The sequence below is a fragment of the Natronomonas sp. genome, assembly GCF_028274965.1.
Taxonomy (GTDB): Archaea; Halobacteriota; Halobacteria; order Halobacteriales; family Haloarculaceae; genus Natronomonas.
Genome location: NZ_JAQCNO010000068.1, coordinates 22,879 through 38,221 on the forward strand (window position 1 = coordinate 22,879; position 15,343 = coordinate 38,221).

Annotated in this window: 14 protein-coding genes; 5 read left to right on the forward strand and 9 right to left on the reverse strand. The window is 69.2% G+C overall.

What is annotated here, in order from left to right; genetic code table 11:
* Positions 1–14 precede the first annotated feature (14 nt).
* On the reverse strand, positions 15–839 hold the full coding sequence (locus Q0916_RS10805) for an MBL fold metallo-hydrolase (RefSeq protein ID WP_299237274.1): 825 nt from the start codon (positions 837–839) through the stop codon (positions 15–17).
* Positions 839–2,155: an ATP-binding protein gene (locus Q0916_RS10810; protein WP_299237275.1), complete on the reverse strand. Its 1,317-nt coding sequence runs from the start codon at positions 2,153–2,155 to the stop codon at positions 839–841. Before Q0916_RS10810 ends, Q0916_RS10805 begins: the two co-directional genes overlap by 1 nt.
* Before the next feature lie 129 nt (positions 2,156–2,284).
* Between Q0916_RS10810 and rnz the strand changes: the two genes are divergently transcribed.
* Positions 2,285–3,217, forward strand: coding sequence for a ribonuclease Z (rnz, locus tag Q0916_RS10815; RefSeq protein WP_299237276.1), 933 nt, complete (start codon positions 2,285–2,287; stop codon positions 3,215–3,217).
* A gap of 35 nt (positions 3,218–3,252) precedes the next feature.
* On the opposite strand, the gene Q0916_RS10820 is transcribed toward rnz, so the two are convergent.
* Positions 3,253–3,705 (reverse strand): MaoC family dehydratase, encoded by a 453-nt coding sequence (locus tag Q0916_RS10820; RefSeq protein WP_299237277.1) that lies wholly within the window; start codon positions 3,703–3,705, stop codon positions 3,253–3,255.
* A 112-nt stretch (positions 3,706–3,817) separates the two neighbouring features.
* Between Q0916_RS10820 and hisB the strand changes: the two genes are divergently transcribed.
* Positions 3,818–4,405 (forward strand): imidazoleglycerol-phosphate dehydratase HisB, encoded by a 588-nt coding sequence (gene hisB / locus Q0916_RS10825; RefSeq protein ID WP_299237278.1) that lies wholly within the window; start codon positions 3,818–3,820, stop codon positions 4,403–4,405.
* Positions 4,406–4,445: 40 nt separating this feature from the next.
* On the opposite strand, the gene Q0916_RS10830 is transcribed toward hisB, so the two are convergent.
* The 5 genes from Q0916_RS10830 to pyrH all read right to left on the reverse strand — a co-directional run bounded on the left by Q0916_RS10830 (position 4,446) and on the right by pyrH (position 11,800).
* Positions 4,446–5,597 (reverse strand): thiolase family protein, encoded by a 1,152-nt coding sequence (locus tag Q0916_RS10830; protein WP_299237279.1) that lies wholly within the window; start codon positions 5,595–5,597, stop codon positions 4,446–4,448.
* A gap of 104 nt (positions 5,598–5,701) precedes the next feature.
* Positions 5,702–7,618: a heme-binding protein gene (locus tag Q0916_RS10835; protein WP_299237280.1), complete on the reverse strand. Its 1,917-nt coding sequence runs from the start codon at positions 7,616–7,618 to the stop codon at positions 5,702–5,704.
* 50 nt (positions 7,619–7,668) lie between these two features.
* Positions 7,669–9,441 carry a site-2 protease family protein gene (locus Q0916_RS10840; RefSeq protein ID WP_299237281.1) on the reverse strand — a complete coding sequence of 591 codons (1,773 nt, stop codon included), beginning with the start codon at positions 9,439–9,441 and terminating at the stop codon, positions 7,669–7,671.
* A gap of 51 nt (positions 9,442–9,492) precedes the next feature.
* The gene (lysS, locus tag Q0916_RS10845) at positions 9,493–11,124 is read right to left on the reverse strand and encodes a lysine--tRNA ligase (RefSeq protein WP_299237282.1); all 1,632 of its coding nucleotides are present in this window, start codon (positions 11,122–11,124) and stop codon (positions 9,493–9,495) included.
* The gene (gene pyrH, locus Q0916_RS10850; RefSeq protein ID WP_299237283.1) at positions 11,117–11,800 is read right to left on the reverse strand and encodes a UMP kinase; all 684 of its coding nucleotides are present in this window, start codon (positions 11,798–11,800) and stop codon (positions 11,117–11,119) included. Before pyrH ends, lysS begins: the two co-directional genes overlap by 8 nt.
* 82 nt (positions 11,801–11,882) lie before the next feature.
* Here pyrH and Q0916_RS10855 point away from each other — a divergent pair, with 82 nt between their 5' ends.
* The 3 genes from Q0916_RS10855 to Q0916_RS10865 all read left to right on the forward strand — a co-directional run bounded on the left by Q0916_RS10855 (position 11,883) and on the right by Q0916_RS10865 (position 14,478).
* A complete protein-coding gene (locus Q0916_RS10855) occupies positions 11,883–12,656 on the forward strand; it encodes a molybdopterin synthase (RefSeq protein WP_299237284.1) in 774 nt (257 codons plus the stop codon).
* A gap of 261 nt (positions 12,657–12,917) precedes the next feature.
* Complete coding sequence (locus Q0916_RS10860) at positions 12,918–13,157, forward strand: DUF7123 family protein (protein ID WP_299237285.1); 240 nt, start codon at positions 12,918–12,920, stop codon at positions 13,155–13,157.
* A gap of 148 nt (positions 13,158–13,305) precedes the next feature.
* Complete coding sequence (locus Q0916_RS10865; RefSeq protein ID WP_299237286.1) at positions 13,306–14,478, forward strand: site-2 protease family protein; 1,173 nt, start codon at positions 13,306–13,308, stop codon at positions 14,476–14,478.
* Here Q0916_RS10865 and thiL read toward each other — a convergent pair.
* Positions 14,465–15,337, reverse strand: a complete 873-nt coding sequence (thiL, locus tag Q0916_RS10870; protein WP_299237287.1) for a thiamine-phosphate kinase — start codon at positions 15,335–15,337, stop codon at positions 14,465–14,467. The two genes, Q0916_RS10865 and thiL, sit on opposite strands and share 14 nt — an antisense overlap.
* Between the last annotated feature and the right edge of the window lie 6 nt (positions 15,338–15,343).

Here is a 15,343-nt window from a genome sequence, read left to right on the forward strand (position 1 = left end):
ACGCAGGTGCGGGATCACAGCGTGAACCGCTCGCCGTCGACGGCCATGTCCTCCGCGAACGCCCGTTCGGCGGGGATGTAATGCGAGAGGTGGACGAGCCGGTACTCCGCGGCGTCGAGGTCGTCGGCGAGCGCCCTGGCGCCCTCGATCGTCATGTGTTTCGTTCCGAACGTGCGATAGGTCCCGTCGGCGTCGGCGTGGTCGCCCCCGAGGGGGTGGTACTGGGCGTTGCTCGCGGGGACGATCCCGTCGACGAAAAGCAGGTCCGGTTGCGCGAGGACCGCCCGGGAGTCGGCGCCGATCGCGTAGCTGCTGTCGCCGGACAGAGACAGCGTCGCGCCCGTCTCTGGGTCCTCTACCCGCAGGCCATAACAGACGAGCGGCGGGTGCTCGACGGGGACGAGCGTCACCTCGAACCCGCAGGCCTCGAACGGCTCGAAGGGGCTCTGCGGTTCGACCGACACCGCATCGAGGTAGTGGTACTTCTCGTCGACCGTCTCGGCGACGCTCTGGCCGGTCCGTGGGTCCGTCTCGTCGGCTGCGAACACCGGGACATCCTCGAGCAGCCGGTAGGCGTTCCCGAGGCCGTCGAGGTGATCGAAGTGGATGTGGCTGATCACGATCGCGTCGGGCAGCGGGACGTCCTGTTCGAGAAACTGCGAGCGGAAATCCGGGCTCGCGTCGATGAGCAGCGACTCCCCGGTGTGTTCGTTGTGGACGTGGACTGAGAACCGCGAGCGCTCGACGCCGAGAGACCGAGCGCGCTCGCAGGTGTCGCAGTCGCATCTCGGCGTCGGCGTGCCTGTCGTGTCGCCGGAGCCGAGAAGCGTGACCCGCATCAGTGGTCGTGATCGTGGGCGTGGCCGTCCGATCCGCCGGCAACGAGCGTTTCGGCGTCGCCGTCGATCATGTCCATGTTCTTCAGGTTGTCCCGCTCCTCGAAGCCCTCGACGGCGTCGAGGAGGTCCTGTTGTGTCAGCGTGGTCCGCTCTTCTGTCAGCGCGTCGAGGACCGCCTCCCGCAACACGAGTCGGAGGTCGCTGCCGGTCAGCCCCTCCGTCGCCGAGGCGAGGGCGTCGGGATCGAACCCGTCGATCTCCATGCGTCTGGTGACGATCCGGAGGATGTCGGCGCGCATCTGCCCGTCCGGTTTCGGGAAGTTGACGATCTCGTCGAAGCGCCGCCAGGCGGCCGCGTCGAGTTGGTTCGGGTGGTTCGTCGCGCCGATGAGCAACACGTCGTCCTGTATCAGCGAGATCTCGTCGATGCTCTTCAGCAGCGTGTTCACCGCGCGCTTGATGGCCGCGTGTTCGTCCGACGAGCGGGTCTTGGCGACGAAGTCGAACTCGTCCATAAAGAGGATACACGGCGAGAGCCGCTTTGCGATCTCGAAGGTCTTGTCGACGTTTTTCGCCGTCTCGCCGAGGTACTGGCTCGTGATCATCGACAGTTTGACCTCGACGAAGGGGAGATCGAGGTCCTGGGCGAGCGCGCGGGCGACGGAGGTCTTGCCGGTGCCGGGCGGCCCGACGAACAGCAGTTTGCCGATCTCCCTGAGGCCGATCTCGGCGAGGTAATCACGGTGTTCGATCGCCTTGACGACCTTGTGGATCTCGTTTTCCTGATCGGTCGTCAACACGAGGTCCTCAAGGGTCATCTCGATCTCCTCGGGCGCCCTGATCTCGACGAGATCGAGCATCTCCTCTTCATCCTCGTCGAACATCTCCTCCAAGAGCGAGTCGATCCAGACGCGGTCGGCGTGGATCGGGCGGTTCTTCTCGCGGGCGTCCTCGTAGTCGACGCCGGCGTCCTCGCCGAACGCGTGTGCGAGCGTCGGATTGGCCCGGAGCCGGTCGTGTGAGGCCCGCTCGAGGAACCACGATTCGGCCATGCCGCGGTCGCTGAACTCGATCTTCCCCGAAAAGTCGTCCCGGTCGGTGAACATCAGTCCCGAAACGGCCTCCCACGGTCGGTCGACGCCGGTCGCGGCGGCGGCGGTGTTCGTCGTCGTCGTCAGCGGCCGTTCGACCTCGCCGTCCTCCCAGAAGACGCGGCGGTACTTCGGCGGGAGATCGCGCTCGTCGAGATCGCGGGTCTCGGTGTAGATGGCCGCAGTCAACAGAAACTCAACGATATCGAGTTCGGGGCTGCTCATTCCCCGGATTTTTGACGCGGCGGCGGTATAAGCCCGTCGGAACCGCCGCCCTCGGAGAGCGCGGCGCGGCCGCACAGGGGTCGGGGTCACACCGAAGTCGGTTTATCCGCGTCGCCGCTGTGTCCCGGTATGTCGATCCGCGTGACGTTCCTGGGGACGGGCGGGGCCGTACCGACGACCCGGCGGAACACGAGTGCGGTGTTCTGCCGGCGCGAGGGCGATCGGCTGCTGTTCGACTGCGGCGAGGGGACCCAACGACAGATGATGCGTTTCGGGACCGGGTTCGCCGTGTCGCACGTCTTCGTGACGCATCTCCACGGCGATCACACCCTCGGGCTGCCCGGGCTGCTCCAGACGATGGCGTTCAACGACCGGGAGTCGCCGCTTTCGATCCACACGCCGCCGGGGACGAAACCGGAGCTCAAGCGGCTGTTGGACGGGGCCGTCGGGCGGCCGTCGTTCCCGCTTTCGGTCCGGGAGGTCGGCGACGGCGACGTGGCGCTCGATCGCCCCGGGTACGAGGTCCGCGGGTTCGAGACCGACCACGACACCCGGTCGGTCGGGTACGCTCTGATCGAGGACGAGCGGAAGGGTCGCTTCGACCGCGAGCGCGCCGAGGAGCTCGGCGTCCCGGTCGGCCCGAAGTTCCAGACGCTTCACGCCGGCGAGGCGGTCGAACTCTCCGACGGGACCGTCGTCGAACCCGAGCAGGTCGTCGGCGACCCCCGGCCCGGGCGGCGGATCGTCTACACCGGCGACACGCGGCCCAGCGAGCGAACCGAGGCCGTCGCGGAGGGGGCGGACCTGTTGATCCACGACGGGACCTTCGCCGACGACAACCGCGGCCGGGCCGAGCGGACGGCGCACTCGACGGCCGGCGAGGCGGCCGCCCTCGCCGAGCGCGCCGGGGTTAGGCGGGTCGCGCTCGTCCACGTCTCCTCGCGGTACGCCACCGACGCCGCGCGCTTAGAGCGGGAGGCCCGCGAGCGGTTCGGCGGCGATCGGGCCTTCGTGCCCGACGACGGCGACGCGGTCTCGGTGCCGTATCCGGACGCCGAGTAACGTCGGCGTCGGCTAGGCGGCGACCCGCCGGGGGGCTATTCGGCCGCCTCGCGCCGGCGGTACATCCCGAGTGCGACCCACTCGATGACCGCCTCGTCCTCTTGGTTGTAGCCGACGAGTTTCGTCCGGACGTGGCCCATCTCCGGGCGGCTCTCCGAGGGCCGCTTGTCGAGGATTTCGACGGACACCCGGAGCGTGTCCCCCGGGTGGACGGGGTGTTTCCAGCGAAGGTCCTCGACGCCGCGCGCACCCATCGACGCCTCGTCGAGAAAGCCGTCGACGAGCAGTCGCATACACATCGAGGCGGTGTGCCACCCCGAGGCGGCGAGCGAGCCGAATATCGACTCCTCGGCGGCCGCCTCGTCGGTGTGAAACGGCTGTGGGTCGTACCGCTCGGCGAACTCGGTGAGCTCCGCTTTCGTGACCTCGTAGCGGCCCTCGAGTTCGTGGACCGCCCCGACATCGATGTCTTCGAAGTAACGCGTCATCGCCGAAACGTCGACAGCGGGGATCAAAAACCCGTAGCATCGCCGCGTCCCGGGCGCCGGTCGCCCGGGTCTCGGGGACAGTATACATATACCGTCGTCCAGAGGTACCGGTATGGGAGACCGAACGGCGGCCCGGAGCCGGGAGACGGCCGAGACGGAGATCGAGGTGACGCTCGATCTCGACGGCGACGGCGACAGCACCGTCGACACCGGGATCGGCTTTTTCGACCACATGCTCGAGGCGTTCGCGAAACACGGGCTGTTCGATCTCACCGTCCGCTGTGACGGCGACCTCGGGATCGACGACCACCACACCGTCGAGGACGTCGCGATCGCGCTCGGGGCGGCCTTCGAGGAGGCCCTCGGCGACAAGCGCGGGATCGTCCGCTACGCCGACCGGGCGGTGCCGCTCGACGAGGCCGTCGCCGAGGTCGTCGTCGACGTCTCGGGGCGCCCGCGGTTCTACTTCGAGGGGGCGTTCTCTCAGCCCGCGGTCGGAGGGTTCACAAGCGACATGGCGCGGCACTTCCTTGAGTCGCTCGCGTTGAACGCCGGGGTGACGCTGCACGCCGACCTCGACGGCGAGAACGCCCACCACGAGATCGAGGCGCTGTTCAAGGCCCTGGCGCGGGGGCTCGACGACGCGACCGCGATCGACGAGCGCCGGAGCGACACGCCGAGCACGAAAGGCGAACTCTGAGCCCGCTCGCGCCGGGACTGCCCTCGGACACGGCGTCGGGCTACTCGACGGTGAACTCGATCGCCGCGCCCTGCCCGAAGCCGACACACTCGGTCGCGAGTCCGCGGTCGGCGCCGCGTTTGTGCATCTCGTGGATCAGCGTCACGGGCAGGCGCGCCCCGGTCGCCCCGAGGGGGTGACCGATGGCGATCGCGCCGCCGTTGACGTTGTAGATGTCGTTGTCGAACCCGAGTTGGTCCCGGCAGTAGACGCACTGCGAGGCGAAGGCCTCGTTGAGTTCGACAAGGTCGTAGTCGTCCGCGGTCGTCCCGGAGCGCTCGAAGAGCTCCTCGCAGGCCGGGATCGGGCCGATCCCCATGACCTCGGGTTCGACGCCGGCGACGGCGTTGTTGCCGATCTCGGCGATCTCCCCGAGCCCGTGGGCCTCGGCGAACGACCGGGACGTGACGAGCAGCGCGGCGGCCCCGTCGGTCATCTGAGAGGCGTTTCCGGGGGTCACGGTGCCGTCGGATTTGAACACCGTCGGGAGCTCGGCGAGCGTCTCGGCGGTCGTGCCGGGGCGGAGCCCCTCGTCCGTTTCGACGGTGATCGCCTCGCCGTCGTCGTCGTGGCCCTCGATCGGCACGATCTCGTCGTCGAAGCGGCCCGCCTCGGTGGCCCCGACGGCGCGCTGTTGGGACTGGGCGGCGAACTCGTCTTGGGTCCGGCGGCTCACGTCGTAGCGCTCTGCGACCTCCTCTGCGGTCATGCCCATCTGGAGGGCCGCGACGTTGTGGTGGTCGTTGAGCCCGGCGTGGATCTCGCTGTTTTCGCCCATCGGGACCCGCGACATCGACTCGACGCCGCCGGCGATGACGCAGTCGCGTTGCCCGGCGCGGATCGCGTCGGCGGCGTTGATAACCGCCTCGGCCGAGGACGCACACCAGCGGTTGATCGTCGCCGCCGGGGTGTCCTCGCCCAGCTCCGACATCAGCGCGATGACGCGGGCCATGTTGTTGCCCTGCTCGCTGCGCTGCTGTGCACAGCCCCACTTGAGGTCGTCGACGTCCTCGCCGGTGAGGCCGGTCTCCTCGAGGATGCGGTCGATGAGCGGCGTCGAGAGGTCCTCGGGGCGGACGTCGGCGAAGACGCCGCCCTCCTTGCCGAACGGGGTTCGGTACGCCTTCACGACGACCGGGGTGTTGTTGCTCATGCGTTCGCGTCCACGGTCCCCCGCGTTAAACCTGTTACCCACGCGATCGTCGCCTGTAAGGCGAACCGCGCTCGCGGCCGTCGGCTGTTAATCCGGCCGGCGCGTCAGGCCAAAAAGACGTGCCGCGGCCTGTCGACGAGGACCTCCCGGCCCCACTGGACGGTCTCTCTGAACGCGTCCGAGCGGAAGAAGGCCATCGCGTCCTCGCGGTCGCGCCACTGGCTGGCGATGAACATGTCGTTCGGCTCGGTCTCGTTCGTCATCAGGCGCGTCTCGAGGTGTCCGTCCATCTCCGCGAGCAGTCCGCCGACGTCGTCGAAGGTGTCGACGAACTCCTCGCGGTACGCCGGGTCGACGGTGTAGAACATGCCCATGGTGCCGAAGTCGCTGCCCTCGCCGGCGCGGGCGACGACGCCGGGGAGCTCCGAGAGGAACGTTCCGGCGGTGTCGGCGGCGCCTTTCGTGTCCCAAAGCGAGACGACCGCCGAGCGGTCGCCGGCGTGTTCGTCGGCGTAGACGGCGGATTTGACGTGGGTGTCGTAGTGATCGAAGCGCTCCCGCAGCTCCCCGAGGTCCGCCGAGAGCCGATCGGGGTCGGCCTCCGAGTACAGCACCATGGCGTAGACGTCCTCGCCGTGGGGTTGACCGGCGTAGATGTCCAGGTCCGCGAGTTCGCCCCGGATGTCGTCGTCGCCGTCCGTGCCGTGGGTTTCGGCGGCGTCGTCTGTATCTTCGTCGGTATCGGCCCCGCTGTCGGTCCCCGCGGCGTCAAGCGCCGCGCCGACGCCGGACTCGACGCCCGGGAGATCGTTCAGGAATCCGGAGGCGGTGTTCGCGGCGCGCTCGTTTCGCCACAGAGAGACGACGGCGGTCCTGCCGCCGTCGGCCCGGACCACCGTCGTCACGTGCGTGTCGTAGTGGTCGAAGTTGCCCCGGAGCCCGTCGACCTCGTCGCTCAGCAGGCCGGCCTCGGCCGTCGACAAAAAGAGGAGGCCGTACCCCGCCTCGGGGAACTCCGCGGCGTCGACGCCGAACCGGCCGAGCCGACCCGAGAGCGTCTCGGCGTCGACCTCCTCGTGGGCCGGGCCGCCGGTGTCGGGTCGGCCGGTGGACCCGCCCGCCTTGGAGGCCGTCGAGGCGTCGTCTGTGCCGTCGGTGCTATCGGTGCCGTCGGTGCCGTCGGTATCGGCCTCGCCCCCGGCCGACCCCGCCGGGGCGTCGGCCCCGGATCGGTCCGTCGGCACCGTCTCGCCGGCAAAGACGGCGGGCAGATCCGACGGCGGAAACTGCCGGCCGACGTAGAAGGGGCCGAACTCGGCGAACTTCGAGGTGGAGGGGTCGAACCGCATCTCGGAGAGGAGGTGTTTGATCTCGGTCGGGTCGTCGGCGAAAAGCGTCACGCCCCACTCGTAGTCGTCGAACCCGACGCTACCGGTGATGATCTGGCTGACCGACCCGGCGTACTCGCGCCCGATCTCGCCGTGGGCCGACATGTGCTCTTTGCGCTCCTCGAAGGGGAGGTCGTACCAGTTGTACTCGGGGTCGCGGCGCTTGTCCATCGGGTAAAAACAGACGTGTTCGGCGTCGGGGACCGTCGGGTAGATCCGCTGTTGCATGTAGTTCCGCGTCCCCGCGTCCTCGACGGCGTCGATGCCGTCGGCGAGGTCCTCGTGCATGTATCCGGAGACCTCGGTGACGGAGACGTACGACGACGCCCGCTCCGTGAACCCGGCGAGGGCGGTCGACTCGAAGCGGCGTTCGATGCGATCGAGGTCCCCGAGCGTCGGGCGGAGGTGCAGAATCATGAGGTCCGCCTTGTGCCCGACGACGGTGAACACCGTCGAGGCGCCCTCGTCGCTGTCGGTCACCTCGGCGTGCGATCGGAGGTGCTCGACGCCCTCCTCGAGGGCGCGTTCGCGCTCGCGTTCGGTCGCCGCCCGCCACGCGTCCCAGTCGATCTCCCGAAGGTCGTGCAACGCGTACCATCCCTCCTCGGTACCCGGCGCTTGTCGCTGTTTCATACCGCGATCGTTCGGTTCCCGGCGTAATGTGGGTTTTGTATCGCCGGGGCTCACCCCGAGAGCCACGGCACGAAGAGGAGTCCGAGCAGGCTCAGTATCATCGTCAGGCTGATCGTCGCCGCGATGGCGCTGGCCGTCAGCCCGCTCGTCTCGATCGGGAGCCGACCGAGCGTCGCCTCGACGCCCGACCGGAGGATGTGTCCGCCGTCGAGGGGGTACGACGGGATGCAGTTGAAGATGCCGAGGTTGATGTTGACCCACCCGGTCCAAAAGAGGACGTTGACGAGGCCGAACACGACGCCGGCCCCGAGCGGCCCGGACACGGAGTAGAAGTCGGTCACGTCGCCGTTGAACCCGGCGAAGTTGTAGCCGGCGGTCGGGTCGACGACGTTCATGAACGGCAGCACCAACGCGGCGAACGTCCGGGAGACGAAGGTCGTCACGGGGCCGTCGCCCCAGCCGGTCCCGCCGAGCATCGCGTAGTAGCGGTCGGCTGGGTACGTGTCGATGCCGAAGTCGTCGACGACGACGCCGCTCGTTCCGCGCTGGATCCCGCCGACGCCGAGGAAGCCGTGGTCGTCCTCGGGGTGTTCGGCGAGCGTGACCTCGTAGGCCGCCCGCTCGCCGCTCCAGGGGTCCCCGCCCCCGTCGCTCCGGTAGGTCACGACCTCGACGGTGTCGCCGGGGTCGGTGTCGGCCAGGACGGCCGAGAGCGCCTCGGGGGTCGGTGTCCGCTCGCCGCCGACGCTGTGGACGATGGTCGGCGAGTCGGGTGCGCCGGCGGCCCCGAGGGGCTGATCCGCCGGCACCGTGCTCGCGAACGCGCCGACGGGGAACCGGACCGTTCCGTTGTCGACCCCGAGTTCGACGACCTCCCGGCCCTCGAGGGCGCTCTGGAGGTCCGATTCGGTGAACACCGCGTCGCCGTCGACAGAGCGGATCTCGGTCCCGGTCGAGAGGGGGCCGTCGACGACGGCGCGGGTAACGATGAGGCTCCGTTCGACGGTGACGGCCCCGCCCTCCTTGCGCTCGATCGTCACCTCCCTGTCGGCGTCGGCCAGGGCGGCCCGAAAGGACGATTCGCTGTCGACCGTCTCGCCGTCGACGCCGACGAGGACGTCGCCGCGATCGATGCCGGCGTCCTCGGCGGCCGACCCCGGCAGCACGCCGCCGATCGCGATCCCGGGGGCGACGGTGACGAAGCTGGTGACGATCCCGAAAAGCAGCGCGAAACAGACCGCGGTCACGAGGAAGTTGTTCGTGACGCCGGCGGCGAACATCCGGGTCTTGCCCCCGCGGTCGGCGGCCTGTTGGCTGTCCTCGTCGGGCTGGACGAACGCCCCCATGGGGATGAACGCCAACAGCGCGACCCCCATGGAGTCGATCTCGATGTTCTCGACGCGGCACAGCAGGCCGTGGCCGCCCTCGTGGACGACCAGCCCGACGAGCAGGCCGACGACGATGTCGACGGCCGCCGCCAGCGGGAGAAACCGGTTGACGCCGGGGATCACGAGGGCGTCCTGCGGGCGGACGGACGCGGCCGTCTGGGGCTCGGAGACCGTGCTGATCGCCGAGAGGAGGACAACGAAAAACGACCCGATCATGATGACGAGGGCGATCCCGACGCCGAAGTTGCCCCAGGCGCGCCAGAGGCGCTTGGGCGCCGCGAGCCGGTCGAGAAACGCCCGCCCCCGCTTCGTGTGCACGGTGACGATCGGCCCCGACACCTTGACCGCCGCCGGCAACAGCCCCCGGGCGTTGAGCGTCATCGTCGCGGCGGTGTAGAGAAGGACGCCGATCGCGACCCAAAGCAGCGTGTTCATCAGGTGTTCGTACGGCGTCGCGTACTGATAGGAATTATCATACCGGCGCCGTCAGCGCTCCCGCCGGAGTCGATCGACGACGAAAGCCTCGTCCATCGCGGCGAGAAACGGCCCCAGTCGCGGCCCGTCGGGTTCGTCCAAGAACAGCCGGTAGCCCGCCTCGAAGAACTCGCCGACCGCGACGTCGTGTCGCTTTGCGGTCTCGTATATTTCCTCCTGTAGGGCCGCTTCCCCCGGCGAGTCGCGCTCGATGAAGCCGGCGAGCTCGTCGAGGGCCTCCCGCGTTCGGCCGTCGAAATCGGTCTCGGGCAGCGCCTCGGCGAGTCGGTAGTTGAACGCGTTGTCGGTCCGGACCGCCCACGCCCGGGCCTTCCGGACGCGCTCGAGGGCGGCGTCGGTCTCGGCCGCCGTCGCCTCGGGCGGGAGGTGTCCGGACCGCTCGGCCATCTGGACCCGGAGGTCCCGGTCGTCGGTCATGCCGAGGACGGCGGCGAACGTATAGGGGATCCGGACGGGGCGTTCGGTCCGGTCGGCGACCATCGGGTAGGCGCGCTCGGCGAGTTCCGTCTCCGCGTCGTCGGCGTCTTCCTCGCCGAAGTAGACGCGTTCGAAGCGGTCGAACTCGTCGACGAGGCGATCGAGGTCCGCGACGCTGAAGTCCCGCTGTTTCTTCGGGGGCTTCGTGAAGAAGTACCGGAGCACCTCCGGTTCGAGCAGTTCGAGCACCTCCTCGACGGTGATGAGGTTACCGGCGGACGACGAGAGCGCGTCGCCGTCGAGGGTGAACCACTCGTACACCATCGGCACCGGCGGCTCGAACCCGAAGACCTCCCTCGCGATGGCGGTTCCGGAGGGCCACGAGCCCTCCGCGTGGTCCTTGCCGAAGGGCTCGAAGTCGACGCCAAGCGCCGACCACTGGGCCGGCCACTCGAAGCGCCACGGGAGTTTGCCCTCGCGGAACGTCGCCGTGCCATCGTGGCCACAGCCCTCGATAACCTCGTCACCGGCGGTCACGTCGGCACAGACGTACTCGACGGTGCGGGCCTCGAGGTCGACGCCAGTCACCGTCTCGGTGAGGTGGCCGCACTCGGAGCACTGCGGCAAGAATGGGACGTACTCGTCGTCGACCTTCTCCTGGAACGATCCCAGGACCTCCCGGGCTGTCTCGCGGTCCCGGAGCGCCCGCTCGATCGCGTCGTCGAAGCCGCCCGAGCGGTACTGCTCGGTGTTCGAGACGATCTCGATCGGCACGCCGATCGCCTCCGCCGAGCGCCGGAGGAGTTCGGTGAAGTGCGCCCCGTAGGAGTCACAGCAGCCGAAGGGGTCGGGGACGTCGGTGTAGGGCCTGCCGAGGTTCCGGCCTAACGCCCCGGCGTCGATGTCGCCCAGTCCCACGAGGTTCCACTCCAGGTCGGCGAGGGTCCGCGGCAGCTTCCGGAGGCGGTCCCTGTCGTCGGCGGTGAACACCTGCTCGACCTCGCGGCCGCGGTCCCGGAGCGCCTCGGCGACGAAGTAGCCCCGCATGATCTCGTTGACGTGCCCGAGGTGCGGGACGCCCGAGGGGGAGACGCCGCCCTTGATGACGATCGGCTCCTCGGGGGACCGGGCCTCGATCTCGTCGGCGACGGCGTCGGCCCAGAAGGCCCGGCGCTCGCCGGTGCCGACGTCGTAGAGCTCACCCATCCGGGCGTACCTCCGTCCCATCGGCGTCGCCGGCGACGGCGTCGGTGATTCTGGTCGGATCGGTCCCGTCGAGGACGACCGCCCGGAGCCCGGAGCGTTCGATAATCTTCGCGGCGAGGAGATCGACCGGGGCGTTGGACCCGGCCGCGGTCTCGATCGAGGCGATCACGTCGACGAGCTCGCCCGCCGACAGTCGATCGTAGCGCTCTGCGGTCTCGGTCTCGTTGGGGTCGGCCGAGAACACCCCGGGGACGCTCGTCGCGTAGACGAGCAGGTCGGCCTCGACCATCTCCGCCAAGAGAGCCGCGACCGCGTCGGTCGTGTGACCCGGGACCGTCCCGCCCATGACCGCGACCTCGCCGCGGCGAAGCGACGCGCGGGCGTCCTCGTGTGACGCGGCGGGTTCGGGCGTCGCCGAGCTCTCGATGGCGGCGATCAGAAGCCGGGCGTTCAGCCGGGTCACGGCGATGCCGAGCGTGTCGAGGTCGAACTCGGTCGCGCCGATCCCCCGTGCGGTTTCGATGTACTTGCGGGCGACCCCACCACCCCCGACGACCGTCGCGACCTCGTGGCCCGCGGACGTTAGTTCGTCGATGGCGTCGGCGTGGGCCTCGACGCGGTCGGGGTCGAGGCCGGGGGCGAGCACGCTTCCGCCGATCGAAACGACGATTCTCATTACACCACCGTTGCTCTGTTCCGCTCTTAAGGGTTATCAAGCCGTCCGACATCTACAAGCCCCGCGAGGCAAAAAAAGCGGTATGTACGCAGTTTCGATCGCGGGACCGGGCGCGGACCGCGTCGCCGAGGAACTGGCCGAACGGGCCGAGGGGCGGGTCGGCACCGTTCGGACCGAAGCGGACGGGGAGAAGAGACGGTGGACCGAGACCGGCGACCGGACGGAGTGTGTCGTCGGCGGGGACCGCAGCGACGGCGAAAGGCCGGTCCGGGCAGCGCTCGATCGGCTCGCGCCCGACCACGAGTACGCGTTCGTCTCGGACGCGCCGGAGGCGCGGCTCCCGACGGTCGCCGTCGGCGGAACGCGCGAGGAGGCCGCCGTTTCGGTGTCCGAGCCTCCGGCGTTCGACCCGGCGTCGGCGCTCGAAGCCGTGCGGGACACGGAGCCATACGAGACGCTCGAATCGCTCGTAGCGGAGGTGAAACGGAGCGATCTGGCGGCGTACTCGGGGGCGATCGCGACGTTTACCGGTCGCGTGCGGGCCAAGGAAGACGAGGCCGACGAGCGGACCCGCTGTCTCGAGTTCGAGAAGTACGACGGCGTCGCGGAGGACCGGATGGCGACGATCGAGGCCGAACTCGAGGAGCGAGCGGGCGTCCTCGACGTCAGGCTCCACCACCGGACCGGCCGGATCCTCGACGGCGAGGACATCGTCTTCGTCGTCGTGCTCGCGGCCCACCGGGGGGAGGCGTTCGACGCGGTCGAGGACGGCATCGACCGGCTGAAAGAGGAGGTGCCGCTGTTCAAAAAGGAGGTCACCGACGACGAGGCGTTCTGGGTTCACCAGCGCGAGTGACCGGAGGCGTCGAAAAAACGGGGGTTCACGCGCCCCGACCAACTTTATTTCGTTGTGTATTTCTTGGTATATACTCTATTTATTCGTTACCGATTAAGAGAAACAAAGCTACACACGCGTCGATAAAACGACGGGAAACGTCTAAGGCGGTAATAAAAAGACGCGCGATTGCGGTGCGAGCCCCGAATCCAGCCGAAGCGACCCGAAGCTTCCTCCGTTTATATACTTACCCGGTGACAACGAGGGAGTACGGTGTCACACATGAGCGCCACAACGGAACCCTCCACCGAGAGCAAAGAGACGCGACTCCGGCGGTACCTCCGACAGCGCGTCGAGGACGGCGAGGTCTACATCAAGAGCAAGTTCATCGCCGACGACGTCGAGCTCTCCCCGAAGGAGATCGGCGCCCTGATGGTGAAGCTCAGCGACTCCGCGGCCGAACTCGAGATCGAGAAGTGGTCCTACACGTCCGCGACGACCTGGCGCGTGACGCAGGGGTAGACAGAGGTAGCCGCCGCCCCGCGGGCGCCCCGCACGCACCGACAGCGCCGCCCGGTCCCCCGATGGCGCAAGGGCGCCTTCGCCCGACAACCAGCAGACGCCGACGCTGCCAAGGGGTTTATTTCTCTCAGACGCCTTCGCTCCGACGATGGACACACCGTATCGGGCAACCGAGCGCGCCGGCCCGTCGCCGGAGTCGCTGCTGCCGGCGTTTCGGACGACCGATATCGAGCGGACCGACGACGACCGGCTCATCTACTACGGCTACCCCGAGACCGGCGCCCGTCGGCTCGAGCGGGAGGTCTGGCCGCTGTTCCGCGAGTGCGGCTACGAGGTCCGGCTCGATACGGTGCGCGACAGCGAGGCCGATCCGATAACCGGCGTCGAGGTCGGCCAAAAGCGCCGGGCGCTCGTCGCCGAACCCCACGACACTGGGATCGACGGGGTCCCCTGGACGAACCTCGTCATGTTCGTCGCAACGGTGCTCACGACGCTGTACGCCGGGACGATCTGGTACTACCAGCCGGTCGAGGGCCCCTTGGACCTCCTCGCGGGGTGGCCCTTCGCCGCCGCCGTCCTCGGGGTGCTCGCGGTCCACGAGTTCGGCCACTACGCCCTCTCTCGGTACCACCGCGTCGACGCGAGCCTGCCGTACTTCATCCCGGTGCCGAGCTTCATCGGCACCTTCGGGGCGCTGATCTCGATGCGGGGCCGGATACCGGACCGGAAGGCGCTCTTCGACATCGGCGTCTCCGGGCCGCTTGCCGGGCTCGGGGCCGCCGTCGCGGTCGCGGTCGTCGGCCTCCACCTCGATCCGGTGCAGGTCCCGCAGTACGTTCTCGAAAGCGAGGACTCGATCCAGCTCGAACTCGGCTATCCGCCGCTGTTGGAGGGGCTGGCGTGGGCGACGGGCCAACAGCTCACCTACGAGTCGCCGGGCGTCGTCGCGAACCCGGTGATCTTCGGCGCGTGGGTCGGCCTGTTCGTGACGTTTCTGAACCTCATCCCGGTCGGCCAACTCGACGGCGGGCACATGATCCGGTCGATGATCGGCGAGCGCGCCGAGACGGTCGCGGCCGTCGTTCCGGCGGCGCTGTTCGGGCTCGCGGGGTACCTCGCCGTCTTCGGGGACGTGAGCTACAACGCGCCGATCCTTTGGGGCTTTTGGGGGCTCGTGGCGACGGGGCTCGCCTACGTCGGGCTCGCGACGCCCGTGTTCGACGAGCCCCTCGATCGGGGCCGGATCGCGGTCGGCATCGCGACGTTCGCGCTCGGGGCGCTCTGTTTCACGCCGGTCCCGATCGAGCTCATCGGTGCGTGAACCCCCGGTCTGCGAGCGGTTCGCCGTCCATCCGGACGCCGCCGGCCTCGACCGTGCCGATCCGCGTCACCGCGACGTCCGTCGCCGCCGTCGCCGCCGAGAGGTCGTCCTCGGGGACGGTACAGACGAGTTCGAAGTCCTCGCCGAAGTGGACGCCCAGTTCCCGGCGCGCCCGGCGGTCCGTCGCGACCGCCTCGAGGGCCGGATCGATCGGAACGTCGGCGTACGTCGTCGACGCGCCGCAGTCGCTCGCCTCCGCGAGCTGGTGCAGAGAGCGCGCGAGCCCGTCGCTGGAGTCCATCATCGAGGTCGCGTAGGGCGCGAGCGAGCGCCCGGCCGCGACGCGGGGATCGAACCGAAAGAGCTCGTTGGCGCGGTCGGGCTCGCCGGCCCGAAACAGCTCGAGGGCGGCGGCGCTGCGGCCGAGCGTGCCGGTGACGCAGATCGCATCACCCGGCTCGGCGCCCGACCGATAGACCGGCTCGGCGGTCCGCCCGACGGCCGTCGTCGAGACGGTGAACTCCTCGTGGGCGTCGAGGTCGCCGCCGGCGTACGTCGCGTCGACGGCCGCACACACGTCGGTGCACCCGCCGATGAAGGCCTCGAGTTCGGCCTCGTCGAACCGCGGCGCGGCGTAGACCGCGAGGGCGGCGCTTGCCGACGCCCCCATCGCGGCCACGTCCGAGAGCGACGCCCCGACCGCCCGCCAGCCGGCGGTGTACCGGCTCACCCCCTCGGGGAAGTCCGTCGTCTCGTGCAGCATGTCCGTCGTCAAGACGAGGTCGCCGAGGACGGCGCAGTCGTCGCCCGCCGCCGGAACGGACCCGCCGATCAGCGAGAGCGCCTCCCGTTCGTCCATGCCGTC